Source organism: Lacrimispora sp. (genome assembly GCF_047605665.1).
Lineage (GTDB): Bacteria > Bacillota > Clostridia > Lachnospirales > Lachnospiraceae > Lacrimispora.
The window spans coordinates 183,144-209,098 of record NZ_JASGFH010000002.1 but is presented as its reverse complement, the minus strand read 5'-3'; the positions used below and the strand labels follow the sequence as shown (position 1 = coordinate 209,098).

The following is a 25,955-nucleotide window of genomic DNA, read 5'->3' as shown; positions in this document are numbered from 1 at the left end:
ACAAAAAATAAGGACGCAGTTTAATTAAAACTGCGTCCTTATTTGCACGGCTTTCTAAACCGTTTAAATCCTTATCTATTCTGCCTTTGATGAAATCAGCAATTCCTTTAAATCCATAATTGACATCTCATGCTCGTCCAATATTGAAGATACTTCCTTAAATTCTTCCAGCTTCATTTTATCCTGAATACTCTTTTCTTTTTCGCTCAAAGTAACAAGACAGTTCTTATACTGCTGAATGGATTCCTGCACCTCTTTTAACTCTTCCTGAAGCTTTTCAAGCGGTGTTTTTCTTACTCCTCTTGGCATAATGGTCCTCTCCTTTATAGAAATATTTTATATCAGCCATATATTACCAAGTATATGTACTATTCCGTTTGTTTATTACTTTATCACTTCTTTTTTCATCCATCTTTCAGATAAATTTTTCATCAAATTTTACGGTTTTAAAGGTTTATAAAACCTTTCTCATCCCCTAAACAACAGGCCGAATCCCTGTATTCCTTTGGAGAAATTCCATAGTAGTTCCGAAATATCCGGTGAAAATAACTGGTATTGTCATACCCCACTGCAATGGAAATATCGGTCACAGTGAGCCTCGTATTTAAAAGGAGAAAAGAAGCCTGGTTTAACCGTTTGATCTGCAGAAGTTCCTTATAAGTCCGTCCCGTCAGCCGCTTAATGGCCCGGCTCAGCCAGTAGATGTTATACCCTAAAATCCCGGCAAGTTCCGTCAGCTCCCCTTCCCTGTAGTTTTCATCAATAAAAGCCAGCACCTGAAAGATCAGCTTCTGTTCAAAGCTTTCAGAAGAATGGCTGATCTTATCGGTATAATGCATGAGCTGGAGGAACAAAAGCCCCATGGTGACCTGATTGATGCTCCTCTTATTGGGCTGGTCACTGAGCAGGGTCCACACCATATTCTCCACCAGATTCTGCACCGGCAAAGCCTCTGCCACCTTAAAATGAAGGTAACTGGCATACCGGGGATCAAAGCAGAGACAGCCCACCAGAAAGTCCCTCAGCAGGTTTTCTTCCTCTCCCATCATTTCAAAGGCCGTGTCAAAAAACTCAGGAAGAATAATGAAATTTACCGCAATATCCCCCTCCCCTGCCGGAAGGATTTCCTGGGTGGCATGCTGGTTTAAAAACAGCAGCTCTCCGCTTTTTAATACCACCTTTTCCCCGTCAATGATATGAGTCATCTCCCCCTTGCACATATAAGTCACTTCAATATAATTGTGTTTATGCTTTGGGAAATGGACAAACCGGGTGTGGGGCCTTATGGAAATCAGCTTTCCGTGGTCCAGCATCTTTTTGCTGTCAATGACCAGCTCCTGCCCTTCCGTATACCTCTTCCGGTCAATTTCAGTCCGCCCGCCCAGTATTTCCCGTTCCTCGTCTGTGATGACTCCCAAACGGTCTATGATTTCCTGATTCACCCCTTAAAAGCCTCCTGCCTTCCAGTTTTCATATACGATCAGATTCTTCCACCGGCTCTCTCCCATGGCACTTTCACTTAAGGTGTAAGCGTGAACCTCTGCCCCCTCTGCCATCAGCCTGTAGACAACGGCTCCGGAGCTGTCCGTTTCCTTAATCCACTTATCATCAGGAACAATCACCCCGCCCTGAACGTCAAACTGCCAGGTTGTCTCTTCTCCTGCCGCATTGATGCTGGTATAGGTAACTGCGCCCTCCATCAAATCCTTCTGAAACGTCCCCTTCTTTATATTTGTCTTGGTAACATCCTCTGTCACCCCGTCGTAATAATTGTAACCGCTCTCTCCCTCTCCCGTCATCTTTCCCTGATCCCAGGTTCCAAAGGAATAGTCATAGCGCTTCCCCTCTTCCAGCTCCAAAACCTGAAGAGCCGTACAGTTTCCCTGAGGGCTGCCGTCTGCAAAATCTCCGTAAAAAACCGTGGAGGCTTTTATAAATACCAGCCCTTTCCCGTCAGAAACCTCTGCTTTCATGGCTGTTTTGTCATACATATAGGGAAATTCCTTCCATGGAATTTGATAGCCGTTTAAAGTCCTGGCAGCCGCCTCTAAATCTCCCCGCTCCATCTGCTCTGTCAATTGATCCAGAAGTTCCTTTTCCTCCGGAGTGAGAGAAATCTCCGTCAAGGCCTCCTCAGAAGTCTCGGTTACAGCCTCTTTTTTTGCAGGAAGGCTGGAGGCCGCCTCCTGGCTTTCCCTTTTCAAAGCTGCCTTTTCATTTTTAGCACTTCCGGCAGCACCCAGGGCAAGCAGTAAAACAGTGATCAGCCCAATGGCCGCTATAGTCCGTCTTTTTTCCTTCACAAAATCCCTCCTTATCCCTTCAAGGGAGCTTCTCTTCGTCCTTCGGACAAATTCACCTCACCCCCAGGCCAGCTTCAAAAGCTCCAGCCCTTCCCTTATCTCCTCTTCCGTAAGGCTTGCAAATCCAAGAACAACGGTGGACGGGTAGGTATTATGCTCTTCATGGATGAAATATCCCGACATGCCGTAAACTCTGACCCCTGCCTGCTCCGCTTTTTGGATCAGCATTTGTTCGGGCCTTTCCCTTTTGTCCGTCAAAAGCAGATGAAGCCCTGCATACTCTCCTCTGATCGTAAAATCACCTTCAAAGGACTTAAGCCCGGCGGTGAGAACGTCATGCTTGGCCTTATAAACCGATCTCATCCGGTTTAAATGGCGTTCATAATGTCCCTCTGACATGAACCGGTAAAGGATGTTCTGGTCAATACGGGATACGGTGGAAGCATAAAAACTCACCCGTTCCCGGTAAACATCAAGAAGGGGTCCCGGCAGAACCATATAACTTACACGAATGGCAGGAGCGATGGATTTGGAAAAGGTTCCGCAGTAAATGACCCGCTCCCTCCCATCCAGCCCCTGAAGGGCAGGTATGGGCTTTCCTTTATAGCGGAATTCACTGTCATAATCGTCTTCAATCAGATACCGCCCCTCTTTTTCATAAGTCCAAGCCAGAAGCTCCTGTCTCCGTTTCACCGGCATGACGATTCCCGTGGGGTACTGGTGGGAAGGCATCACATAGGCGATATCAGCCCCGCTTTTCTCCAAAAGCTCCACCGACATCCCCCACCGGTCCATGGAAACCGGAACCACCCGGTATTTTAAGCTGTCAAACACCCGGTAAGCCTGCTTATAGGTGGGATTTTCCATGGCAATGACCTGTCCTGTTCCCAGAATCTGAGACAGCAGCATCAACAGATATTCACTTCCCGCTCCCACAATGATCTGCTCTGCCTGACAGTTTACCCCTCTGGCAGAATGGAGGTAGACGCGGATGGCTTCCCTGAGGCTTTGCTCGCCCTGAGGGTCCCCTGTGGCGAACATCTCCTTATTATCGTCTACAAGAGTATTTTTAGATATTTTTCTCCAGGTGTTAAAGGGAAATGCCTCCAGATCGATTCCTCTCGGAGAAAAATCCACCTTCCACCGGGCTGAATCCGCCCTTTTTCCACCGAAAGCAGGGCCAGGCGGGGAAGATATCCCCATTCCCTGAACTTCTCCTGTGTGAACCAGCCCGTCAATGGTGCAGACATAATACCCCTTACAGGGAACCGACTCAATATACCCCTCGGAAAGAAGCTGTTCGTAAGCCATCTGCGTGGTGCTGCGGCTCACCTTTAAATGATCCGCCAAAAGACGGGTAGAAGGAAGGCGGGTGGAAGGCTTTAAGCTCCCCTTTTTGATTTCCTCCTTGATATAACTGTAAATCTGGCTGTAATAAGGCCAGCCCGTACTGTTTTTTAAGGGTATCATAAGTTCCATGGGAAAAACCTCCTTTCTCCTGCATAAGGCGGAATATGAGTACAGAAATGCTGCACGTCCTTTTGTCCCGGCCATGCAGCATTTCTCCATTTCACAAGCCTGGGCCTGCTACGGTTATTTTGTTATTTTAAAGGAACTCTTTAAGGACACGATCCGGTTAAATACGAGATGCTCCGGCTTGCTGTCCTTGCAGTCAATACAGAAAAAGCCGTTTCTGACAAACTGGAAGCTGTCGTAAGCCTTTGCGCTTTCAAGGCCCGGCTCCACATAGCAGTCCTTTAAGATGACCAGAGAATTGGGGTTTAAGTTCAAGCTTCCGTCATCGTTAAGCTTTCCCTTTTCCTCGTCCACAATGTTTTCATACAAGCGGCATTCTGCCTGCACTGCGGTGGAAGCTGCCACCCAGTGAATGGTTCCCTTTACCTTTCTTCCTTCAAAGCCTGATCCGCTCTTTGTCTCAGGATCATAGGTACAGTGGACCACAGTCACATTGCCGTTCTCATCCTTTTCACAGCCTGTACACGTCACGAAATAAGCATTCATCAAACGGACTTCATTGCCTGGGAAGAGGCGGAAATACTTCTTAACAGGCTCCTCCATAAAGTCTTCTCTTTCAATATAAAGCTCTTTTCCAAAGGGAACCTTACGGTCTCCCAGCTCCGGATTTTCCAGGTTATTGGCGACATCCAAATACTCGATGGTATCTCCCGGATAATTGTCGATCACCAGTTTGATAGGGTCTAAAATAGCCATAATCCTTGGCTTTTTCAGCTTTAAATCTTCCCTGATGCAGTATTCCAGCATGGCATAATCCACAGAGCTGTTGGCCTTTGATACGCCTACCAGATTGACAAACATGCGCAGGGATTCCGGAGTATAACCCCTTCTTCTCAAGGCTGCAATGGAAACCAGGCGGGGATCATCCCAGCCGTCTACAATATTGTCCTCCACCAGCTTTTTGATATAACGCTTTCCGGTCACCACATTGGTGAGGTAGAGCTTGGCAAATTCGATCTGGCGGGGGGGATTTTCAAATTCACATTCATTTACCACCCAGTCATAAAGCGGTCTGTGGTCCTCAAATTCCAGGGTACAGATGGAGTGGGTGATCTTCTCAATGGCATCTTCAATGGGGTGGGCAAAATCATACATGGGATAAATGCACCACTGGTCCCCGGTGTTGTGATGGGTCATATGAGCCACACGGTAAATAACCGGATCACGCATGTTGATATTAGGAGACGCCATATCAATCTTGGCCCGGAGCACTCTTTCCCCGTCTTTGTATTTGCCTTCCTTCATCTCTTCAAACAGCTTTAAGTTCTCTTCCACGCTGCGGTTTCTGTACGGACTTTCCTTTCCCGGAGTCTTAAAATCTCCCCGGTACTCCCGGATTTCTTCCGCAGTTAAATCACAGACAAAGGCCTTTTCCTTCTTAATTAAAAGGACAGCGCAGTCGTACATCGTCTGGAAATAATCAGACGCAAAGAAAAGGCGGTCTTCAAAATCAGCGCCCAGCCATTTCACATCTTCCATAATGGATTCCACGAATTCTGTCTTCTCTTTTGTCGGGTTTGTATCGTCAAAACGGAGGTTGAACTTTCCGCCATACTTCTGAGCGAGGCCATAGTTAAGCAAAATGGACTTTGCATGTCCGATGTGCAGATAGCCGTTTGGTTCCGGAGGGAACCGGGTCTGCACGTGATCGTAAACGCCTTCTGCAAGGTCCTTATCTATCTCCTGTTCAATAAAGTTTTTGGAAATTACTTCCTCTTTGATGTCTTCCATCTCTCTTCCTCCATGTAAGTCACTCCAATCAAATGCCTCTCCAACCGCAGGAAATACGCTTTGCAAATTTCCTGCAGTTATCGCGGTATTCGTCAAATGCTTCTGCAGGCAGAGCATTTTCCTCATTATCCGCGTAAATAAAAGGGCTGCACTGCCTGCAGTCCATCCGATTATGATGACAGCTTTTTATTTTCATAATAAATTATCATACCATATTTCAGCCATTTCGAAAAGGGGTAATATCTCATCCTGTTACAAAAACGGCGCAGCCTTTTGGCCGCACCGCATCTATTTTGTATAACCGGTCTTTTTCCTATCTTCGGGCAGCATTCCAGACGCTTTTATGCTCCTCATACTGCTCATTGATCCAGTCTACCACCTGACCAAGCCCTTCATCGGAAAATGGAAAGACAGCTTTCGTCTTCTTCTCTTCCTCTGTTGCCTCATAGCAGTAAGGCCCCGGATAAACCACAGCCTCAAGCCCGTCTTCTCCCTTAGCCACCCGGTAGCGCATTCCCTTCCAGCTTCCGGTATAGGCTTCCCTCTTAAAAAATTGAAGAGGTACAAATTTTTCTTTTACCAGCATCCTTCATTCCTCCCATTGATCAGCGCTTCACTCCCGGCCCTACTTCCTTTTTCCTGGAACCGCCGGAAACGCCAGGACCTTTTTCCTGATTTTCAGGAGAAGAGGCGCTGGTGGAAGGCTCTGTCTCAGGTGCCCTGGTCACTGCCTCTGTCGTCGGTACAGGTGCAGTAGTCGGTGCGCTGGTGGTGGGCTTAGGAGCCTCTGTCGTCCCTTGTGCGGGCTTTTTCTGGGCAGGCTTTGTTTCAGCGGGTTTTGTCTCCTCAGGCTTTGCGGTCCCGCCTGCAGCCGCCTTTGACTCCGTTCCCGGAAGATGATAGCACAGAACAGGAACTCCCGAAGCTATATTTTCAAAAATGATCTTTGCCGATGCCGGAGGCAGGTTGACACAGCCATGGGAACCGCTGGTTTTAAAAATGGCTCCTCCAAAGCTGCTGCGCCATGAGGCATCGTGAAAGCCGATGTTTCCGTTAAAAGGCATCCAGTAAGACACAGGAGTTCTGTAATCCTCTCCCTTTAAGGTGGCATTCCGTTCTTTATATGTAATAGAATATACGCCCGCCGGAGTGGACCAGCCCTTTGACTCATTGCCGGATACGAAATCCGATTTTACCACCAGCTTTCCGTCCTTGTAGAAAAACAACTGCTGGGCAGTGAGGTTGACTTCCACATATGTATTTCCGTAATCAGTCTCCCCATGGCTGACGCCCTTCTGCCTGTAAATCGGTTCCCTCACCTGGCTCTCACCGGAACGGATGAGCTGGGCCAGCTCATCGGCCTCAGCGCTCTGGTCAATCCTCCAGCCGTAAACACCGCCTGTGATCTTGACCGTCTGGCCGTAAGATGTCTTTAAGCTCTTCGCCTTGTTATAAGTATCACGCCTGGAAGCCAGCTCCTTTACATAGGCAGTCACTGCTCCGCTGTCTAAATACACCTTTCCATCCTCTCCCGTTTTGATCCACTGGGAAATGGTATCGCCGTTTAAAACCGTCTTTTCCCCTCCAAAATTATAGGTTATGGTGGTGCCTGCATACTGGTTCATGGTCTGTACCCTGCTGACCAGCTCCGGATCATCGGTGGGAACGTGAGGCCGTACATAAGCCTCTGCCTCCTCTAAGGAAATCTCCGGCTTTAAATCCAGAACAGCCTGAGAAATGGCGGACACTGCCTTTTCCCGGTCAAGCTGGTTTCCTTCCTTTGCCGCCACAATGGTATATCCCCTTCCCGGCTCATAGCCGGATATGTATGCGCTTTCAGGCTTTTCAATGCGCTCCTCCTGAAAACAGGCCAGACTGGAAATCTCTTCCTGAAACTTATCCTGATCATACTGGATCATGGTATCTATGTCAAAGGTCTGAGGCGTTTTTCTGTGCTGAAACCACTGATTAGGCTCCTGCTCTGACAAAATAGCTTCCAGCTTTCCGTCAAAAACAGGCTCCAGGCCAATGTCGCTTCCCTTCACCTGCTCCTCATTTCCCCCTCTTTCCCTGATTGATAAAACGTAACTGCGGGCCTCTCTGGAGATCAGCCCCTTTACTTCTTCCACAGATTTTTTTGATGCATCCATGCCATTGATGGTTGTATTGGGAAAAAATACGGTTTCATATTGTTTTCCGATCTGTATGTATACCAGCGTTCCGATCAATGCCGCCGCAGCCACAGTGATGCCGGACAAAGCTGCCCATCCCTTTAAGCCAAACGTTTTTTTCTTTCTGCTGCGCGGTTCTCTTTTTTCCATCAATTTCCTACCTCTTTGCTATACTTTTCATAATCAAAGATTATTATAACTTATATATGCGAAATATGTCTAAATATTTATGGTATATTTCTTGACTTTTTTATTACGATTTGCATCACCTATGAGCCATGCAGAAATATTAGTCTCCAAAAATATACTCCACCCGCCAAATTATGAATGTGCATGGCGGACTTATTTCCAACAAAAGAGTTCATACACTTACTCCTGTCTTCATAAGATAGGAGTAAGAATAATGCAGAAGGTTTCTATGGCACGTTACACCTCCATTTACGGAACCGTCAGTTCCGTTACCCCTTTAAGGACCTCCCATGACATGGCCAGATGCTCTCTGATGCTTTCCATGATGAGCCAGAGCCTGGGGCAGGTCAATTTGATCGTCACTTCCCAGACCTACGTTCTGGAGCAGCATACTTTTAAATCCGGAGACTCGATCATAGCCGTTTACGACACAATGGCCCCGGTTCCCCTCATTTATCCCCCTCAGTTTACAGCTATTGCCCTGATCAGGGATACGGATGGACGCCAGGCCATGTTTGACTATTTCGATGAAAATCTGGTGAACTCGGACAACACTCTGAAGCTGAATCTGACCAACAACTATGATACGCAGATTCTCCTTTCCAACGGCCAGATATTTTTCTACCCGCCGGGAAAACACTATCTCCTGGTCGTTTACATGTTTACGACACGCAGCATTCCAGCTATTACCACCCCTTCAAAGGTGATTGTTTTCTGTTCTCCAGAGCAGACACCTTAAGAGAAATGACAGGAAAACCGCAGAAGGAACAGTATTCTGCGGTTTTCACATTGTCCTGTATTCATTTCACCTGCATCAGCAGGATATTTTCTACTGGTTTTTCTCCACCCTGGAGTAAAGAAGCACTCCTCCAATGGTAATAATCCCGCCTATCACCTGTAAAAAGACCGGAATTTCTCCAAAGAGAAAGGCTGCAAACAGGGCGGCCACAGCAGGCTCGCAGAGCTTGGAAGCGGATACAAAAGAAGGGGATAAGTATTTTAAGCACCAACTGAAAATGCTGTGTCCAAGCAGGGTGGAAAACACGGCCAGCAAAAGCCCCACAATCACCGAACGGACCCCATACCCCGTAAAGGGGATTCCTGCTGCTGCCGCAGAAATACAGAGCGTCAGGGCGCAGAACACATAAACGAAATATGTATAAGAGGTGGTTGACATTCCCTTGCGGACCTCCCGCCCGATCAGGGTATATATGGCTGAAAACACGGCTGCCGCCAGAGCCAGCCCGTCCCCATATAAGTTATCGCCTCCGGCAGAGTAGTCAGAAAAGGCAATGAGCAGGCTTCCAAGAACCGTTACCGCTATGCTGAAAACAGCAGCCCTTCCCATCTTCCCTTTTAAAAACAGGACAAATCCCAGGGCCACCCAGATCACCTCCGTGCAGACAATGGCGGTGGAGCTGGCCACCGAGGTCTGATTTAAGGATTCAAACCAGGCTGCAAAATGAAGGGCCAGAAACATACCGCTCACCCCGCATAAAATAACCGTCTTCTTACCTGTTTGCTTCAGTTCTCTTCGCACTCCCTTGTTTCCGAATACCAGTGGGGTCATAATGCCAACCGTCCACAAAATGCGGTAGGCTGCCGTCACCACAGAGGGGGCATCGGAATACTTTACAAAGATTGCAGAGACAGAGATTCCTATCACTCCAATGATAATCATGATCATGGGATGCTTTTCAAGAACTTTCAATTTTCTTCTCCTTTGTTTTCCATTATGGTTCTCTTCTTAAGGCACTCCCATGATTATATCATCACTTCCCGTATTGTCAAAGGATTCCTATCTTTAAACCGCTTATTATAATATAAAAAAAATCCGCAAAGCCTGCTGCTGTTTTGCGGATTTTCTTATGATCTGTCTTATTTGCATCCGGAGCTTTTCATCAGTCCTCCAGGTACATGTGCATGGGAGATGTCATATACTGGACATTTTCCAGCTTTTCAACCGTTACAAACCCTGCCGGGGCGTTGAGTATGGTTGGGATGCGGTTTACCACCGTAGCGCACGTATGCTCAACCGTAGCCGGTTTCTGGACGAAGAAGGTCACATCCGGTTCTCCAATGATCTTCCAGTCACACATATCTCCATCTTCCGGGCCGTATACCTTTCCGATGCACTGTGTTTCAATGACCGGTCCCTGAAAAGTTTCCGTCGTCACAACCGCGCTCATGCCGATGCAGTTACCCTTGGGAATGGTGGCCCCTAAAGTGGCGGAATATAAGTCCTTGTCATAGAAGTAAGGCACACATTTTTGCGTCTGGGATTTGATGGTCCAGCCCATCTTATTGCACAGGGCTTCATTGGAATTCCACACATAGGAAGGCTCCAACGTGGTGGGATGGGCAATCTTTTCCTCAAATTCCTCAGGAGTCATTCCCGCTCCGTGAGCCTCTGCAAGGGCCAGGCCGTAGTCCTCCACATTGTAGCTGACCGCACCCTCGATCTTGTCCATCCGGTGTACGCCGCCTGCCACAGAGCCGATCATATTGATCCAGTAAATGTCCTGCATTCCGGAACCGACGATGGTACAGCCGTTTTCCTTTGCAAGACGGTCTAAGCGGTTGGTAATGGAAGAAGCCGTGGTCCATGGGTAAATGGCTTCCTCGCAGGTTGTCACCACATTGATTCCTCTGGAAACGCATTTCTCAAAATGAGGGTAAACATCATCCATAAAGCTGAACAGGGTCACAACGGCGATATCCGCATCGCATTCGTCGAGAACCGCATCCGCATCGCTTCGGATGGTCACGCCGATTTTAAATCCAAGGCCGGCAAATTCGCCCACATCCATTCCTACCACCTCAGGATTTACGTCAATGGCACCTACGATTTCCGCACCCTTTTCATACAGGTATCTTAAGATGTACTTGGCCATCTTTCCGCATCCATACTGCACCACACGAATCTTTTCGTAATTCATCATAATGATTCTCGTCCTTTCTATTCATAAAAAAGATTATTGGGAAACGGTTGTTGATGTCTTCAGTATAAAGGTTATAGGCGGTATGAGGTCAATGAAGCAAAATCACCAAAAATCAGGACATCCGGATTGGCACCTGCAAACGCAGAAACATCCCCCTCTCCCTGTAGTCAAAGGGCATTTCTACAATGACTTCACAGATATAATCCCCTGTCACCGTGTAATGGTTTTCTTCTATGGCTGCCAGCAGCCGGTCAATGTACTCTTTTTCCTTGGAAAAACGGTCACAGTAAATGCAGAGATAGGAGGCCGCGGGTATGACTGTAATCAGCTTTTCATCCACGTAATCCTGATCCACAAACACGAATATCTCCGTGGAAAACAAATTTCGCTTCATGAAGTTTTCCTGTTTTAAAATTGTCCCTGCATTTGCAAAGTAAAAAGAAGATATGCTGCGGGCAGCCATATCCTCTTTCAGGCTCCGCAGAAGGCGTTCATATTCATCAATTTCATAATCATAGAAGTTTGTTTTCGTCTTTTTCACGTACATCTGCCGTTTTGGTATGTATTCTAAGACTATGGCCCCATCAGGCGGAGCCGCCTCATACCGCTCATAGCTGTCAAGGGTCCGTTCTATGGCCCGTTTTTGCAGATTGAGCTCCACAATCTTCTGGTCTATGGCATCCCGGTTCTCCCGAAGAAGCTGCCTGACCCGGCCCATATCCCATTTCTTCATATGAATCCGGATTTCCTTTAAAGGCATCCCAAGAGCCTTCATGTACCGGATCATGTCAAGCTGGGCGCTCTGGCGGATGTCATAATAGCGGTATCCGGTCTTCTCATCCCGGTACACCGGAGAAAACAGACCCTCCCGGTCATAAAGGCGCAGCGTCTGTTCTGATATATGATTGATTTTAGCCATTTCTCCAATCGTCATTTTTTTAACATCTATATTCGTCATTTTTATCATATTCATCAATCCTCATCACAAATAGCACGTCTTTTATCCTTATTATACGAAATAAACGTGATACTTACAATAAGGTTTTTGATATTTTCTTAACATAATTTATATAAAAAAATATGCGGACTCATGAAAAAAGCCCGCATCAAATTCAAATCATCATCCTTCCAGATATTTTAAAATCTCCCTTTTATACTCCATGAATTCCGTTGAAACGGAAAAGTCCTTTCCCCTTGGCCTCGGCTCCTTTATGATGATCTCTTTGGTGATCCTTCCAGGCGCTCCGGTCAGCAGACAGATGCGGTCTGATAAAAGAATGGCCTCATCAATATCATGGGTGACAAAAAGAGTGGAGAGGCGGATTTCCTCCATCACCTTTAAATACCACTCATGCATTCTGGCCTTTGTCAGCATATCCAAGGCAGAAAAAGGCTCATCCAAAAGGGCGATGCTGCCGGAAAACAGATAGGTTCTCAAAAGAGCCGCCCTCTGTCTCATGCCTCCGGACAACTGGGAAGGATACTGCTTCTGGGTCCCCTCCAGACCGAATTTCTCAAAATAAGCCCCTGCCTTTTCCCTGGCTTCCTTTTTCTTCATCCCCTTAATGATCAGGGGAAGGGCCACGTTATCCACAATGGTGCGGTAAGGCAGCAAAAGGTCCTTTTGAAGCATGTAGCTGACAAGTCCCGGTTTTCCGGTGATATCCTGTCCATCCAGATATACATGGCCCTCATCCGGCAGGCTGATTCCTGCCAGAATGTGAAACAGAGTGGTCTTTCCTCCTCCGCTGACCCCTAAGAGGGACACTAGTTCCCCTTCTAAAAGCTCTAAGGAAACTTCTTTTATAATGGTTCTTCCATCAAAGGACTTGGTTATGCCCTCTGCCTTCAAATGTGCCATGGTCTTCTCCTGATCTTTTTATTGGGGCAGATAATCATTGGTAAAGCCTGTATTTTCAGGAATGGTTTCTTCTGAAAGGCCTTTTTCATTGAGCCAGCCATAAAAACGGTTCCAGCGTTCCGGGTCCATATAGCCCCATACATCCACGTCTGCCTTATACTGGTCTGCTAAGTATTTCTGGCTGGCCATTACCAGCTCTTCATCCAGCTCCGGGGCCGCTTTTAAAAGAATCTTTCCCGCTTCCTCCGGATCATTTACGGCGTCTTCATAACCCTGGCTTAAGGCGCTTAAAAATGCTCTGGCTGTCTCCGGTTCCTGCTTTAAAAATTCATTTCCCGCTATAACCACAGGGGTGTAATAGTCAAAAACAGGATTGATGTCAGCAAAGGCAAAGTAATCAGTAGGAAGATTCTCCACTTCCATCTTCACCCCTGCCCAGGCATAAAAAATCCAGATGGCATCTACGCTTTTTGACTGAAGGGCGGAAACCTCATCGGTCACTGTGCTGGGAATGAGCTGAACCTTGGAGAAATCGCCTCCGGCGGCTGTCATAACGTCCTCAACCATGGCCTTTTCCACCGGCAAATCCCAGGTGGCATACTTTTTCCCTTCCAGACCCTTGGGAGAGTCCAAGCCTTCTCCATCTCTGGAAATGATTCCTGAAGTATTGTGCTGGATCACTGCCGCTACCGCGGTAATGGGAAGGGCTGCGTCTCCTGTCAAAGCCGGAGCCATGCTGTCCTGAAAGGAAATGCCAAACTGGGCCTTTCCTGATGCCACCAGCACCTCAGCCCCGTCTTCCGGCGGCTGGACGATCTCTACCTCAAGACCTGCATCTTTAAAATATCCCTTTTCCTGGGCAACGTAAAGACCTGTATGGTTGGTGTTAGGGGTCCAGTCCAGAACAAATGTGATCTTTTTTAAATCCTGTGTATCATTTGCCTCAGCTCCGCTTGTTTCAGCAGGGGCGGTACTGCCTGCCTCACTGGAGGCCATACTTCCAGCCTGGCTGCTGCCGGTCTGACTGCTTCCGCCGCCGCAGGCTGTTAAGGCCGCCATTGTCATAGCTGCGGCTAATATTACAAAACTTCTCTTTTTCATAATTTCCTCTTTCTTGCCCATGCTCTTTGGGCATGATAGTATAGATTCTTTCATCTCATTTATGTTCCCAAGGCATACATTTCCTTGAAAGCAGTTCCACGCCCTTCATAAGCAAAAGACTGATAACTGATATGAGAAAAATAACCGCGAACATCCGGTCAAATGCAAATGCCTTTTTCACCCTGGTCATATAAACCCCAAGTCCTCCAAAACCGCCCAGCCATTCGGAAATAACCGCTCCCACCACTGCATAAGAAGCCGATATCCGCAGGCTTGCAAAAAACTGTCCCATAGCCCCCGGCAGCTTGATATAACGGAATATCTGCACTCTTCCCCCTCCCATTGCCTTAAGAAGGTTTACGGCATCCGGGTCCGCCGCCTTAAAGCCGGTCAGCAGCCCCACGGTAATGGGGAAAAAGGTGGTTATGACGATCAGGATAACCTTGGGCGTCATTTCATAGCCAAACCACAAAACCAGCAGCGGCGCGATGGCTACAGTGGGAACCGTCTGAGACAGGACAATCAAGGGATAAAAAGCCTTATAAAGCCCATCAAAATGGTCCATGACCACAGCCATTCCAAACCCTACCGCCACTCCCAGAAAAAGCCCTGTAAATGCCTCAGTAAGGGTAATCCTGGCATGTCCGGCTAATGCGGGAAATTCCTTTACAAAGGCCTTTCCCACGCTGACCGGAGACGGAAGCAGAAAAGGGTCCACCAGACCAGAGGATGTGACGGCCTGCCATAAAACCAGAATCAGCACAATGGCAGACCAGGACCACATCCTACTGGTGATGCTTTGTGACTTTCTTTTCAATGGTGAGCACATCTCCTTCCGGCTTATAGGTCACCTTAATATAAGCGGCAACAGAAGGCGCACCTGCCCGGATTGCAATATGCTGGCATTCCTTGACAATATCCATCAGTTCGTCATAATCGCCTTCAATGGCCGTTTCAAAAGGCCCTACGTAATAATTGAGTCCTGTGCTTTTAATATAGTCTATTACCTCATCAACGATACGGATTAACTCTTCATCATTTTTTGCCTCAGGCAAAGTCTGGATTGCTACGCTTGCATTCATATTCTTTTCTCCTTTTCTTGTATTAAAAAACCCGCCGGGATGTACCGGCGGGTAAACAGGCTGAGCCTGAAAGTTTCCTACGCTGGCATTATCCAGATCAGGTTACAGGGTTTAAAACAAAAGTGTTTTATCTCAGCCGGACTATCTTCCAGCGCCCCTTTTCAATTGTCATAGCAAGTATACAACAAGAAAACCGGAATGTCAATCCCGCTCTGATACCTAATCCAGAAGATTCTGCATACTGGCAAGGCTGATGCCCAGAGTCGATGTATTGTGAAGAAGCGCTGAAACCGAAGGAGTTATGATTCCTCCCACTCCCAGCAGAATCAGGCCCGTATTAAAGCCCACAATATTCCGGTAATTCTTATGAATCCTTTTCATCAGGCTGTCACTCAGCAGCTTTAAAGTGACAATCTCATAAAGATTGTCCGCTGCAATGGTAATATCCGCAATCTCCCTGGCAATTTCAGCGCCGTCGCTGATTGCAATGCCCACATCAGCCGCAGAAAGGGCCGGGGAATCGTTGATTCCGTCTCCCACCATAATGACCACATTGCCCGATGCCTTTTCCTGTTCTACAAAACGTGCCTTTTCCTCAGGCAGCACCTCAGAATAATATTCGTCAACGCCCACCTTGGCAGCAACAACAGCGGCAGTCCGCTCACTGTCTCCGGTCATCATGACCACTTTGCGGATTCCGGCCTTTTTTAAGGAATTCACGACTGCGGCAGCTTCTTCCCGAAGGGGGTCTTCCACGCAGATGACGGCAGCAAGCTTCTGGTCCATAGCCAGATAGAGATGGGAACAGTCCTCAGGAAGTTTTTCAAACTGCTCACGGTGCTCTTCATCCACCGTACACTTCTCATCCTCAAATACAAAATGATAGCTTCCGATGACCACCTTCCTGCCGTTTATAAATGAAGCAATGCCATGAGCCACGATGTATTCCACCTTGGAATGCATCTCTTCATGCTCCAGACCCCGGTCCTTGGCTGCCTTTACCACTGCCTTTGCCATGGAATGAGGAAAATGCTCTTCCAGGCAAGCGGCAATCCGAAGCATTTCATCCGGGTTCTCTTCCCCGAAAACCACCACTTCCTTCATGGTAGGCCTGGCCTTTGTTAAGGTCCCTGTCTTGTCAAAGACAATGGTTCCAGCCTCTGCAACTGCCTCTAAATACTTTCCTCCCTTAACGGAGATATGATACATGCTGGCCTCTCTGATGGCCGAAAGCACTGAAATAGGCATAGCAAGCTTTAAGGCACAGGAAAAGTCCACCATCAGCACCGACAAAGCCCGTGTCACATTCCTGGTAAGAAGCCAGGTAAGCCCTGTTCCTGCAAGGGTATAAGGCACCAGCTTATCAGCCAGGCGGCCTGCCCGGCTTTCTACTGCTGATTTCAGCTTTTCCGATTCCTCGATCATGGTGACGATCTTTTCAAATCTGGTGGAGCCTGACACTTCCTTTACATCAATGACCAGCCCGCCTTCTTCTATGACAGTTCCTGCATACACGTATCCGTCGGTTTCCTTCTTCACCGGGAGAGATTCCCCGGTCATGGAGGACTGGTTGACCATGGCTTCCCCGGAAGCCACAATGCCGTCAAATGGGATGACATTTCCCACGTGAACCACAACCTTATCTCCGGGCACAATGGAAGACGCCTCTACCAGCACCTCCTGTCCATCGGCAAGGAGCCATACCCGGCTGATGTTTAAGGACATGCTTCTGGCCAAATCCCCCACTGATTTCTTATGGGTCCACTCCTCTAAAAGCTCTCCGATTCCAAGCAAAAACATGACAGAACCTGCCGTCCCCAACTCTCCCCGCACAACGGAGACTCCGATGGCAACAGCATCTAAAACTGCCACTTCAAGCTTTCCCTTTAAAAGGCTCTTAAGCCCTCTAAAGATGTATTTTGCCGATCTGATTCCAATGAGAATGCCTCCTAAAGGCGCAGGAAGAAGATACTTCCCTACAGTCCTCATGACCACTCTCTTGATCAGCTTTTCCTGATAGCTGGCATTCAGTTCCCTGCCGGAATGTTCAATGACGCCTGACGGCACATTGACGGACTCATACCGGAACCCTCGCAAAGCGGCAATGACCTCGTCCCTGTCTCCCACATAGCAGACAGAAGCATCGGCAGTCCGCTCATAAACCTTCACGCCGGTCACATTTTTCAGGCAATGAAGGTAATACAGCAGGGTGTCCGCCTCCCTGCAGGTCATCCGGGGCTGATCAAAATGGACTCTCAGCCTTCCCGGTATTTCATGTTTAATGATAAATTTCACGTTTATTTTCCTCTGTGCTTATTCCCCGCTGTTTTCACATTCACAGCGCTCTTCTGTCTCAAAGACAGTTTCTTTTGCTTCTCTTTTTTCGTTGATCTGCTTTGCCTCTGCAAGGATGTCTTCTGCATTTTCCTGCACTGCGGTAGCTGTCTTCATCACACAGTCCTTGGCTCTTAAAGCGGCTGCAGTACAGTTTGTATAAACCTTCTTGGCATCTCTTCCTGAGAGGATCTTAACTCCTGCCGTTCCAAAGAGCACACCTCCTAAAAAAATACCTGCTTTCTGAAGCTTAAGAATATTCCACATCATTTAAATCCTCCTTTGTGTGTTAAAATTTTATTTCTGTTTATTTCATCATAGCAGTCATATTTACGGTTCGTCAAACATAACCCTGATTATTGATAAATTTTATCGTTTTAAAAATTTAAATTTCAGACAGTAAAGGGCCAGCGATATAACGCTGGCCCCAGATTTAAGAACAATCTACGCTCTCACATTGACAAGGTTTTACGGTAATGGAGGAAATCTTCTGGTCATTTAAGTAACCGCAGGCAGCAAGACCAGCCTTAACAACGGAATTCCAGTTCTTAGCGGATAAGTGGTAGGTGGTCGTATCATCAAGGACAACCGTACACGCATCCTCCATGGAACAATTTTCCGAATACGCGATCTTATACATGTTCTTCCGGCTGATTGCACCGATTTCTTCCAGGGTATTGACCAGCCGGTAAACTGTAGCCGCACCAATGCTTCCATCGGCTTTTGATGCCTTATAGTAGATTTCCTTGCAGCTGGAGCATTCGTGCTCCAGTATGATATCCAGCAGCACAAGGCGCTGCTTGGTGATCCTGCAGCCTTTTTCCTTCAGCCTCTCAATAATAAGTTCTTTCTGCATTTTCGTCCTGTGATAGTTTCTGGAGTCGGGCACCTTGCGCCCCTCCTTCACTTTATTCCGACTTTCCACCTGTGCACCTCTGCTTACCGTTATTTTTCATCTATCTGTTCTCAGTGACAGTGACCGCCGCAATGTCCGCAGTCGCTTCCGCAATGAAGGGATTTTCCCTTCTTTTTATCTCTGATCATGCTTCTCACAACAAGACCTACCATGCCTACCACAACAGCTAAAACAACTAATGTTCCCATATGCGGTGCCTCCTTTCCGTGTTTCCTTTCAATTTATGATTCAGTTACCTGGTATTTGCCGCACCTCTAAAGGAAACTTTTGAACTCTTTCCTTCATTTGACGGTCTTACCAGCAGATAAATAAAGAATGCAATCAGGGCAAATGCAACAACTGTGAAGAATCCAAAAGTTCCTGTTGTCACCAGCATACCGATCTGGTAAATGCAAAGGGAAGTGAGATAACCAAGTCCTGTCTGATAGCCAACAGCAAACCAGAACCATTTCGTGTTATTCATCTCTCTTTTGATAGCGCCCATAGCAGCAAAGCAGGGAGCACATAAAAGGTTAAATACCAGGAAGGAATAAGCTGCCAGTGTGCTCATGCTGCTGGAAAGGTTTCCCCATATTTCAGCACCATCTTCTGCCACTTCTGCAAATCCATAGAAAATACCAAAGGTTCCAACTACATTTTCCTTAGCGATCAGACCGGTAACAGCAGCCACGGTTGATCTCCAGTCTCCCCAGCCAAGAGGGGCAAAGAGCCAGCTGATCGTGCTTCCAATGCCAGCCAGAATGCTGTTGTCAATTTCCATATCCTCCAGCATGCGGAACTCACCGTCCACCCAGCCGAAGTAAGAAGCAAACCATACTACAATGGTTGATAACAAAATAATGGTTCCTGCCTTTTTAATGAAGGACCAGCCGCGCTCCCACATGCTTCTTAAAATGCTCTCCAAAGTAGGCATATGGTATGACGGAAGCTCCATAACGAAAGGAGCCGGATCTCCTGCAAACATTCTGCTCTTCTTTAAGATGATACCGGAACAGATGATCGCTGCAATTCCCACAAAGTAAGCACTTGGAGCCACCCAGGATGCACCGTCAAACAATGCGCCTGCAATCAGGGCAATGATAGGAAGCTTTGCACCGCAGGGGATAAAGGTTGTTGTCATAATAGTCATTTTGCGGTCACGGTCATTTTCAATGGTACGGGAAGCCATAACACCGGGAACGCCGCATCCGGTTCCGATCAGCATGGGAATAAAGGATTTACCGGAAAGGCCGAATTTACGGAAAATACGGTCCATGATAAATGCAACTCTCGCCATATAGCCGCAGCTCTCTAAAAATGCCAGGAAAATAAAGAGTACAAACATCTGAGGAACGAAACCAAGAACAGCGCCTACACCGCCTACGATTCCGTCAAGAATCAGTCCCTGGAGCCAATCTGCACATCCTACTGCAACGAGAATGCCTTCTACTACTACCGGTACGCCGGGAACATCTATTCCAAAGAAGCTGAAGCCATCGCCAAACAGCCCGTCATTGGTCCAATCTGTAACCCAGGTTCCTACGGTTGTAACGGAAACATAATACACGATAAACATAACTGCTGCAAAGATAGGAAGGGCCAGAATACGGTTCGTCACGATCCTGTCGATCTTGTCAGATACCGTCAGCTTCTCTTCCTTGCCGCGGGTGTAGCACTCTTTTATAATAGAGGAAATATAAGTGTAACGCTCATTGGTGATGATACTTTCCGTATCGTCATCCATCTCTTCCTCAATCCGGCCGATTTCTTCCGATACATCAGGCACCTGCTTCATCTGAGACTGAATCTTGCTGTCTCTTTCTAAAAGCTTGATCGCAAAGAAGCGCTTCTGCTCCTGAGGAATCTCAGAACCCAGCTTATCTTCAATTGCATCAAGAACGCTTTCCACCTCAGAAGAAAACTTATGTACCGGAACGGCATTGCTCTTCTGATTTGCCAGAGCCATTGCTTTTTCAGCCGCCTTCTGGATTCCGGTTCCCTTTAATGCGGAAATCTCCACCACTTCGCAGCCTAACTTCTGGCTCAATTTATCGATATGAATCTTGTCCCCGTTTTTATCTACGATATCCATCATGTTCACTGCCATGACTAAGGGGATTCCAAGCTCCATAAGCTGAGTGGACAAATATAAGTTACGCTCAATATTGGTTCCATCTACGATGTTCAAAATCGCATCCGGTCTCTCTCCGATCAGATAATTTCTGGCTACCACTTCCTCCAAAGTATATGGAGAAAGAGAATAAATACCTGGAAGGTCCATGATGATTACATCTTTATGGCCTTTCAGCTTTCCTTCTTTTTTCTCAACCGTTACGCCTGGCCAGTTTCCAACAAACTGATTGGAACCAGTCAGCGCATTAAACAGAGTCGTTTTTCCGCAGTTTGGATTGCCTGCTAATGCGATTTTAATTGACATATCTCTTACCTCTTTCTGCTGTCAGCTTGATTTATCAAAAATTAGTTTATTCTAACTCCTATGTAAAAAAAATTACTCTACAATAATCATTTCCGCATCCGCTTTCCGAAGGGATAATTCATATCCTCTTACGGTAACTTCAACCGGATCACCCAAAGGCGCAACTTTTCTCACAAAAACCTCTACACCTTTTGTAATTCCCATATCCATAATTCTTCTTCTCACAGGACCTTCACCGGTAAGCTTCACCACCTTGGCTGTCTTTCCGATGCCCACTTCTCTTAATGTCATGACTTTTCTTTCCTCCTCTATCCTACCAGAATTTTATTCGCCATATCCTTGCCAATGGCCACTCTGGAGTCTTTCACATTCACAATCATGTTCCCGCCTATTTCAGATACAACGGTAACAACTCCGCCTGTTACAAAGCCGAGGTTTTCCAGGAAGCGTCTGGTCTCTTCCTTGCCTCCTATTTTGCGGATGATATTGGGTTCGCCTGCTTTCATCATTGTTAAAGGCATCATTAATCCCCCTTCTTTCACGATCTTTTTTCACTATTGATTATCATTTACAACTCCTAAAAGTTAGTATATTCTAACCATAGTCAGTTGTCAAGATTAAATTTTATATTTTTTTCATTTTTTAAGGTGAAGTTTTATATTTGATGTTCCGGCCTTCCTATGGTATACTTATTTCATTATCTGAAACGAGGTGAAGCTTGCATGCAAACAAACGAATCATCAGAAAACTATCTGGAAACCATACTGATTCTGAGTAAGAGCCTGCCTGTGGTTCGATCCGTGGACGTGGCTGAAGAAATGGGTTTTAAAAAATCAAGTGTCAGCGTAGCCATGAAACATCTTCGCGAAAGAGATCATATTACGGTTACAAAAGAAGGATTCATCTATTTGACAGACGAAGGAAAGAAAATTGCCGAAATGATTTTCGAACGGCATGAAATGCTTTCCGACTGGCTGGTCAGGCTGGGTGTCAGCAAGGAAGTGGCTGACAGGGATGCCTGCAAAATGGAACACGTGATCAGCAAAGAGAGCTTTGAGGCCATAAAAGGGCAGATCAAATAAGTAAAAAGCCATGCCGCAGGGCATTGATATATGCCTGTGATATGGCTTTTTTCTTATTTTACCAGATCTTTACCCGTTTAAGAGGCGGAAGGTACATCCCATCTCCTTCTTCAATTTCCGGATAAGCCTTATAAAAGGCATCTGTGGCGCTCAACACCGCATTGACCCTGACCTTGGCAGGGGCATGGACATCGGTATTGAGCCTTTGTATCATGCTCTCCGGCGTATACTTGGCGGCCCATATGGTAGCATATTGGGCAAAGAGAAGTCTTAATCGGTCCGGGTCATCTCCTATAATAGAAGTAACGCTGCTTATGGAGCCTAAATCTGCAATATTCTCATTTAAGGTCTGGGCGCCGTTTACCCGGCGTCCCTCATATCCATCCTGGCCGTCGTAATAGGCGCTCACCCGGTCTGCCAGCTCCTTAAACCTGGCCCTGTCCTCCTCCGTCCACCAGACATGGTAATTTCCCTTTTCATCGTAAAGAGAACCGGAAGAATCAAAAGCATGGCTCACCTCATGGGCGATGACCATTCCGATGCCTCCTAAATTGGAAGCATGGTCTGCCTCCGGATCATAAAAAGGCGGCTGGAGAATGGCTGCCGGAAATACGATTTCATTGCCGCTGGGATTGTAATAGGCGTTTACGGTCTGGGGCGTCATCTGCCATTCGGATTTGTCCACCGGCTTAAGCACCTTTTCCCTGTCTATCCTGCGCTTTGCCCTGACCAGGGAAAGGGTATTATCAATAAGGTGGCCTCCCTCATCCGGAGAGATGACCACTGCCTGTCCATAGTCATCAGGCCATTGATCCGGATATCCGATCTTCATGGTCATGTGATCCAGTTTTCTTATGGCCGCAGCCTTTGTCTCCTCTCCCATCCAGTCAAGGGCGAGAATCTGCTTTCTGTAAGCTTCTAAAATCTGATGAACCATGGCCTCAATGGCCAGCTTGTCTTCCTCTGTAAAGGTCTTTTCTGTATAAAGCCTGCCGAATTCAAAGCCGAGGAGGCCCTGGACCATCTCGCTTGCCAGCTTTTCATCGGTTTTTTTCTCTTTAATTCCCTTTTGCCTGCGGTTCCATTCCAGATAATTGTCCCTGATCTCAGGAGTCAGATAAGGGGCAAAATCCTGAATCAGACAGAACACAGAGTAGTTTTTCAAAAGGGGAAGCTGGTCTTCGTTTAAATACTGCCCGATCTTCTTCATCTGTTCCTGCTGGGTTACAATGATGGCGGAGGCTTCCCCAATGCCTGCCGAGGTCAGAAATCCTTCCATTTCCCCGCCCGGAAACAGGCTCTTAACCATCTCTATGGAATAGGGATTGTAAATGATCTCCGGATTATTCCGTTCCTTAAGAAGCAGAGCGCTGGCCGCCAAGTCCTTTTGCAGTCCTAAAATGCCAAAAGCCGCCAAAGCCGCCTCTTCTCTGCTGAGACCGGAAAACTCCATCATCCTGCCAATATAAGCCTCATACTCTTTTATCAGGGCTGTCTGGGTTTCGTCCTCCAAAGTTTCCTTTCCTGGCCCTAAATCAGCTCCGTCCGTATATAACGCATACTTTCCGGAATCCCTCATATCCTCAAACCACTGAAGCGTCACAAGGCTTCCCACTCCCAAATCAGAATAAATGGTTCCAATGCTTTCCAAATACTCTTTGATATTGGAAGCATTCTGTATCCGGTCCATATACGCCTTTAATTCCCCAAACCCGGCTCTTCTCCTGCCCTCCATATCCATGGCAGACCCATACATATCCCCGATCTTTTGTTCCAGGGAACCTTCCTTCGCTTCCTTCCTGTTTTCCACGGCTTCTGTGAGAACTTCATGAAGCACCTGGTAAGCCTCCCGGTCCAGCTTATAGAAATAGCTCCAGCTATTGGAGTCCTCCGGTATTTTAGTCTCCTTTAAAATATCGTGATTCACATACCCATAGTAATCATCCTCCAGCCGCACCCCGTTTTTCTCTCCCTGGACATTGACGGGCCAGGCCAGAGTCTCCTCCGGTTTGACTTCCGGCTTTTTCCCGCATCCGGCTGCCGCAAGGGCCGTCAGCAGTGCATAGAGCAGCAAAACCCCTTTCACTTTCCGTTTTTTCATGCTTCCGTTTCTCCTGTTCTGTACTTTTTTGAATCGAGTAGGAGGCGGTGACTAACCGCCGTCCTCTCTCAGCACCGTGCATACCGTTCGGTACACGGCGCTTTCAATAGTTGACGTGCACTGACTGATAGGCCGTGGCTAAATCATAAAAGCCACTGTTTATCAGTCTTATTTTTGTCATTGCCATGTTTATGGCTACCGTTTGGGTCGTAAACCAGTACCCTCTGCGACTGTTGCCTGCTTTCCAGGCTAAATCCATAGGTACCCCCATTTTCAGCAGGTTTCTTACCTTCGTCTTTGGCTTCTTCCATTGTTTCCATATGCACATGCGGATTCTGTGATATAGCCATTTGTTGAGGTATTCTATCCGGTTCTTCATTTCTGCTATCCCATAATAATTCAGCCAACCTCGCATATACTCTTTTATCTTCTCTAAGGAAGTTCTTATGCTCTGTACAGTCCTTCGGGAACTAAGTTCTTTCAGCTTTGACTTCATTTTCTTCCATGACTTTTCGTGAACTCGGACATATATGCCCTTTCCGTTCTTTCCCAACGTAAAGCCAAGGTATTTAAAATTTCGGATTGCATATACACTGACCACTCGGCTTTTCTCCTGGTTCACCTTCAGTTTCAGTTTTCCCTCAAGGTATTTTCTGCTTGATTCCAATAGTCGCTCTGCGGCTCTTCTGCTCTTTGCAAACAGTACGAAGTAAGTAGACCTAGGGAACTTCCCCCTAAGTCTCTCTCAGAACCGTACGTGAACCTCTCAGCTCATACGGCTCCCATTATCCAGCCGCTGGCAGTATTCCAAATTTCCAGTGTGCAAACAGCTTTCTATCACGCTTTGCTACCTCTCCCAGCCAATGTTCGGCTCTTCTCCTTGCTCTGCGTTTCTTAAATTTCCTACGAACCCACTTCTCAAGACATACATTGATATATCTTAAAACATCATATATCTCCGATTTGTAGAAATGTGTGTAATAGTTAATCCATCCCTGTATCTGTTTGTTGAACATATTTGCTATGTCCCACAAGTCTTTATCTGGCTTTAACTGCAACTTCCAGCTACGAACTTCCTTTCGTATAGCTTTCTTTGCTTTTCCTCCCATTGCTGGCAGAAAGTTAGTAAAGAACTTTCCATACTTATTCTTCGCATGCCTCGGTCTGAATGTATATCCTAGAAAATCGAAAGATGTGTACTCATGATTTCCCTTTCGGTCATCATCTTTACAATACACAATTCTTGTTTTCTCCAAGTTCAATTCTAATCCAAAGCTTTCGAATCGCTCCTGTAACCTACGTTGCAGATATTTTGCCTGTTTTAATGATGCACAGTGCGCAATTCCATCATCGGCATATCTAGCCCACGGAATTCTTGAAAACTCTTTTACCATAAAATCATCAAATACATAATGCAAAAACAGATTTGCAAGGACAGGACTAATCACCCCTCCTTGTGGTGTTCCTGAAGTTCTTGGAGTAATTGTTCCATCTTCCATTTGAAAAGGCGCAACCAACCACCTCTGTATATAAAGAAGAATCCATTCCTCTTTCGTGTGGAGTTTTACCATTTCCATTAGATAATCATGTCTGATGTTATCAAAAAGACCCTTGATGTCAAACTCTAATACCCAGTCTTTTCTCCAACACCTTGTCCTTGTCACTTCAATTGCCTGTATCGCTGATTTGTTTGGTCTGTATCCATAGGAATCTCCGTAAAATACCGTTTCTACACATGGTTCAAAGTATAACTTTACCACCATCTGCGCTATCCTGTCCTCTACGGTTGGTATCCCTAAAATTCGAGTTCCTCCATTTTTCTTTGGAATTTCCACTGCTTTTACAGGTTTCGGGAAGTAACTTCCTGACGACATTCTATTCCAAATCTTATAGAGATTATTATTTAGCTTCTTCTCAAAATCTTCAATAGACTGCTCATCAACTCCGTATGTTCCCTTGTTTGCTTTTACTTTTTCATAAGCTGCTATCACTGCTCTTTTTGAAATACTGTATGGCTTTGTTTCTTGCATAAGTTCCTCCTCCTTTCAAAGTTGACTTATTCTTGAAACCGAATAATTCGGGTTCTTCGCTCCATTCCCATTACAGAAACTTCATCACTACTACAACCCAATCTGCCCCCATGACTGCATTAGTACTCTTATCTTACGGTTCTTCCGCTTGATATACTCC

25 protein-coding genes, 1 pseudogene and 1 riboswitch are annotated in these 25,955 nt (G+C 46.6%); of the genes and pseudogenes, 2 read left to right on the top strand and 24 right to left on the bottom strand.

Annotation, left to right across the window (positions count from 1 at the left end; all coding sequences use genetic code 11):
- Positions 1-75 precede the first annotated feature (75 nt).
- The 7 genes from QM657_RS02290 to QM657_RS02260 form a co-directional block, all read right to left on the bottom strand.
- A complete protein-coding gene (locus QM657_RS02290) occupies positions 76-309 on the bottom strand; it encodes a hypothetical protein (RefSeq protein ID WP_415064901.1) in 234 nt (77 codons plus the stop codon).
- A 137-nt stretch (positions 310-446) separates the two neighbouring features.
- Positions 447-1,442: an AraC family transcriptional regulator gene (locus QM657_RS02285; protein WP_415064900.1), complete on the bottom strand. Its 996-nt coding sequence runs from the start codon at positions 1,440-1,442 to the stop codon at positions 447-449.
- Between the two features lie 3 nt (positions 1,443-1,445).
- Positions 1,446-2,303, bottom strand: coding sequence for a hypothetical protein (locus QM657_RS02280; RefSeq protein ID WP_415064899.1), 858 nt, complete (start codon positions 2,301-2,303; stop codon positions 1,446-1,448).
- Positions 2,304-2,360: 57 nt separating this feature from the next.
- Positions 2,361-3,782, bottom strand: coding sequence for a PLP-dependent aminotransferase family protein (locus QM657_RS02275; protein WP_415064898.1), 1,422 nt, complete (start codon positions 3,780-3,782; stop codon positions 2,361-2,363).
- A gap of 114 nt (positions 3,783-3,896) precedes the next feature.
- On the bottom strand, positions 3,897-5,570 hold the full coding sequence (locus QM657_RS02270; RefSeq protein ID WP_415064897.1) for a glutamine--tRNA ligase/YqeY domain fusion protein: 1,674 nt from the start codon (positions 5,568-5,570) through the stop codon (positions 3,897-3,899).
- Positions 5,571-5,883: 313 nt separating this feature from the next.
- Entirely contained in the window at positions 5,884-6,156 is a 273-nt protein-coding gene (locus QM657_RS02265; RefSeq protein ID WP_415064896.1) for a GNAT family acetyltransferase, read from the bottom strand.
- Positions 6,157-6,175: 19 nt separating this feature from the next.
- Complete coding sequence (locus QM657_RS02260; RefSeq protein WP_415064895.1) at positions 6,176-7,891, bottom strand: L,D-transpeptidase family protein; 1,716 nt, start codon at positions 7,889-7,891, stop codon at positions 6,176-6,178.
- A 253-nt stretch (positions 7,892-8,144) separates the two neighbouring features.
- On the opposite strand from QM657_RS02260, the gene QM657_RS02255 reads away from it, so the two are divergent.
- A complete protein-coding gene (locus QM657_RS02255; RefSeq protein WP_415064894.1) occupies positions 8,145-8,669 on the top strand; it encodes a hypothetical protein in 525 nt (174 codons plus the stop codon).
- Between the two features lie 90 nt (positions 8,670-8,759).
- Here the strand turns inward: QM657_RS02255 and QM657_RS02250 are convergent, their stop codons facing one another.
- The 14 genes from QM657_RS02250 to QM657_RS02185 all read right to left on the bottom strand — a co-directional run bounded on the left by QM657_RS02250 (position 8,760) and on the right by QM657_RS02185 (position 21,106).
- Positions 8,760-9,641 (bottom strand): DMT family transporter, encoded by an 882-nt coding sequence (locus tag QM657_RS02250; protein ID WP_415064893.1) that lies wholly within the window; start codon positions 9,639-9,641, stop codon positions 8,760-8,762.
- A 190-nt stretch (positions 9,642-9,831) separates the two neighbouring features.
- Entirely contained in the window at positions 9,832-10,872 is a 1,041-nt protein-coding gene (locus QM657_RS02245) for a dihydrodipicolinate reductase (protein ID WP_415064892.1), read from the bottom strand.
- Between the two features lie 112 nt (positions 10,873-10,984).
- Complete coding sequence (locus QM657_RS02240; RefSeq protein WP_415064973.1) at positions 10,985-11,839, bottom strand: MerR family transcriptional regulator; 855 nt, start codon at positions 11,837-11,839, stop codon at positions 10,985-10,987.
- Positions 11,840-11,992: 153 nt separating this feature from the next.
- Positions 11,993-12,733, bottom strand: a complete 741-nt coding sequence (locus tag QM657_RS02235; protein WP_415064891.1) for an ABC transporter ATP-binding protein — start codon at positions 12,731-12,733, stop codon at positions 11,993-11,995.
- An 18-nt stretch (positions 12,734-12,751) separates the two neighbouring features.
- Complete coding sequence (locus QM657_RS02230) at positions 12,752-13,834, bottom strand: ABC transporter substrate-binding protein (RefSeq protein ID WP_415064890.1); 1,083 nt, start codon at positions 13,832-13,834, stop codon at positions 12,752-12,754.
- Between the two features lie 55 nt (positions 13,835-13,889).
- Positions 13,890-14,651 (bottom strand): ABC transporter permease, encoded by a 762-nt coding sequence (locus QM657_RS02225; protein WP_415064889.1) that lies wholly within the window; start codon positions 14,649-14,651, stop codon positions 13,890-13,892.
- Positions 14,620-14,916, bottom strand: coding sequence for a thiamine-binding protein (locus QM657_RS02220; protein WP_415064888.1), 297 nt, complete (start codon positions 14,914-14,916; stop codon positions 14,620-14,622). The genes QM657_RS02225 and QM657_RS02220 overlap by 32 nt, the downstream gene beginning before the upstream one ends.
- A 55-nt stretch (positions 14,917-14,971) precedes the next feature.
- A riboswitch (TPP riboswitch) is annotated at positions 14,972-15,085 on the bottom strand.
- A gap of 50 nt (positions 15,086-15,135) precedes the next feature.
- Positions 15,136-17,211, bottom strand: coding sequence for a heavy metal translocating P-type ATPase (locus QM657_RS02215; RefSeq protein WP_415064887.1), 2,076 nt, complete (start codon positions 17,209-17,211; stop codon positions 15,136-15,138).
- Between the two features lie 18 nt (positions 17,212-17,229).
- A complete protein-coding gene (locus QM657_RS02210; RefSeq protein WP_415064972.1) occupies positions 17,230-17,517 on the bottom strand; it encodes a DUF6110 family protein in 288 nt (95 codons plus the stop codon).
- Positions 17,518-17,683: 166 nt separating this feature from the next.
- Positions 17,684-18,106 carry a Fur family transcriptional regulator gene (locus tag QM657_RS02205; protein WP_415064971.1) on the bottom strand — a complete coding sequence of 141 codons (423 nt, stop codon included), beginning with the start codon at positions 18,104-18,106 and terminating at the stop codon, positions 17,684-17,686.
- Positions 18,107-18,216: 110 nt separating this feature from the next.
- Positions 18,217-18,354 (bottom strand): FeoB-associated Cys-rich membrane protein, encoded by a 138-nt coding sequence (locus QM657_RS02200; protein ID WP_415064886.1) that lies wholly within the window; start codon positions 18,352-18,354, stop codon positions 18,217-18,219.
- A 44-nt stretch (positions 18,355-18,398) separates the two neighbouring features.
- A complete protein-coding gene (gene feoB / locus QM657_RS02195; RefSeq protein ID WP_415064885.1) occupies positions 18,399-20,582 on the bottom strand; it encodes a ferrous iron transport protein B in 2,184 nt (727 codons plus the stop codon).
- A gap of 72 nt (positions 20,583-20,654) precedes the next feature.
- Entirely contained in the window at positions 20,655-20,873 is a 219-nt protein-coding gene (locus QM657_RS02190; RefSeq protein ID WP_415064884.1) for a FeoA family protein, read from the bottom strand.
- Between the two features lie 17 nt (positions 20,874-20,890).
- Entirely contained in the window at positions 20,891-21,106 is a 216-nt protein-coding gene (locus QM657_RS02185; protein ID WP_333651125.1) for a FeoA family protein, read from the bottom strand.
- A 198-nt stretch (positions 21,107-21,304) separates the two neighbouring features.
- On the opposite strand from QM657_RS02185, the gene QM657_RS02180 reads away from it, so the two are divergent.
- A complete protein-coding gene (locus QM657_RS02180; protein WP_415064883.1) occupies positions 21,305-21,664 on the top strand; it encodes a metal-dependent transcriptional regulator in 360 nt (119 codons plus the stop codon).
- A 58-nt stretch (positions 21,665-21,722) separates the two neighbouring features.
- Here the strand turns inward: QM657_RS02180 and QM657_RS02175 are convergent, their stop codons facing one another.
- The 3 genes and pseudogenes from QM657_RS02175 to ltrA form a co-directional block, all read right to left on the bottom strand.
- Positions 21,723-23,765 (bottom strand): M13 family metallopeptidase, encoded by a 2,043-nt coding sequence (locus tag QM657_RS02175; RefSeq protein ID WP_415064882.1) that lies wholly within the window; start codon positions 23,763-23,765, stop codon positions 21,723-21,725.
- Between the two features lie 103 nt (positions 23,766-23,868).
- Positions 23,869-24,471 (bottom strand): annotated as a pseudogene (locus QM657_RS02170) (group II intron maturase-specific domain-containing protein); the annotation flags it as partial.
- Positions 24,472-24,550: 79 nt separating this feature from the next.
- A complete protein-coding gene (ltrA, locus tag QM657_RS02165; RefSeq protein WP_415064881.1) occupies positions 24,551-25,795 on the bottom strand; it encodes a group II intron reverse transcriptase/maturase in 1,245 nt (414 codons plus the stop codon).
- Between the last annotated feature and the right edge of the window lie 160 nt (positions 25,796-25,955).

What these genes read in the sequence shown, in the direction of transcription:
- QM657_RS02290 (WP_415064901.1), bottom strand. Translation starts at nt 309, where the DNA reads ATGCCAAGAGGAGTAAGAAAAACACCGCTTGAAAAGCTTCAGGAAGAG.
- QM657_RS02235 (WP_415064891.1), bottom strand. Translation starts at nt 12,733, where the DNA reads ATGGCACATTTGAAGGCAGAGGGCATAACCAAGTCCTTTGATGGAAGA.
- QM657_RS02185 (WP_333651125.1), bottom strand. Translation starts at nt 21,106, where the DNA reads ATGATGCCTTTAACAATGATGAAAGCAGGCGAACCCAATATCATCCGC.
- ltrA (WP_415064881.1), bottom strand. Translation starts at nt 25,795, where the DNA reads ATGCAAGAAACAAAGCCATACAGTATTTCAAAAAGAGCAGTGATAGCA.
- QM657_RS02240 (WP_415064973.1), bottom strand. Translation starts at nt 11,839, where the DNA reads ATGATAAAAATGACGAATATAGATGTTAAAAAAATGACGATTGGAGAA.
- QM657_RS02255 (WP_415064894.1), top strand. Translation starts at nt 8,145, where the DNA reads ATGCAGAAGGTTTCTATGGCACGTTACACCTCCATTTACGGAACCGTC.
- QM657_RS02205 (WP_415064971.1), bottom strand. Translation starts at nt 18,106, where the DNA reads ATGCAGAAAGAACTTATTATTGAGAGGCTGAAGGAAAAAGGCTGCAGG.
- QM657_RS02180 (WP_415064883.1), top strand. Translation starts at nt 21,305, where the DNA reads ATGCAAACAAACGAATCATCAGAAAACTATCTGGAAACCATACTGATT.
- QM657_RS02260 (WP_415064895.1), bottom strand. Translation starts at nt 7,891, where the DNA reads ATGGAAAAAAGAGAACCGCGCAGCAGAAAGAAAAAAACGTTTGGCTTA.
- QM657_RS02265 (WP_415064896.1), bottom strand. Translation starts at nt 6,156, where the DNA reads ATGCTGGTAAAAGAAAAATTTGTACCTCTTCAATTTTTTAAGAGGGAA.
- QM657_RS02230 (WP_415064890.1), bottom strand. Translation starts at nt 13,834, where the DNA reads ATGAAAAAGAGAAGTTTTGTAATATTAGCCGCAGCTATGACAATGGCG.
- QM657_RS02275 (WP_415064898.1), bottom strand. Translation starts at nt 3,782, where the DNA reads ATGGAACTTATGATACCCTTAAAAAACAGTACGGGCTGGCCTTATTAC.
- QM657_RS02210 (WP_415064972.1), bottom strand. Translation starts at nt 17,517, where the DNA reads ATGTGGAATATTCTTAAGCTTCAGAAAGCAGGTATTTTTTTAGGAGGT.
- QM657_RS02220 (WP_415064888.1), bottom strand. Translation starts at nt 14,916, where the DNA reads ATGAATGCAAGCGTAGCAATCCAGACTTTGCCTGAGGCAAAAAATGAT.
- QM657_RS02200 (WP_415064886.1), bottom strand. Translation starts at nt 18,354, where the DNA reads ATGGGAACATTAGTTGTTTTAGCTGTTGTGGTAGGCATGGTAGGTCTT.
- feoB (WP_415064885.1), bottom strand. Translation starts at nt 20,582, where the DNA reads ATGTCAATTAAAATCGCATTAGCAGGCAATCCAAACTGCGGAAAAACG.
- QM657_RS02245 (WP_415064892.1), bottom strand. Translation starts at nt 10,872, where the DNA reads ATGATGAATTACGAAAAGATTCGTGTGGTGCAGTATGGATGCGGAAAG.
- QM657_RS02190 (WP_415064884.1), bottom strand. Translation starts at nt 20,873, where the DNA reads ATGACATTAAGAGAAGTGGGCATCGGAAAGACAGCCAAGGTGGTGAAG.
- QM657_RS02270 (WP_415064897.1), bottom strand. Translation starts at nt 5,570, where the DNA reads ATGGAAGACATCAAAGAGGAAGTAATTTCCAAAAACTTTATTGAACAG.
- QM657_RS02175 (WP_415064882.1), bottom strand. Translation starts at nt 23,765, where the DNA reads ATGAAAAAACGGAAAGTGAAAGGGGTTTTGCTGCTCTATGCACTGCTG.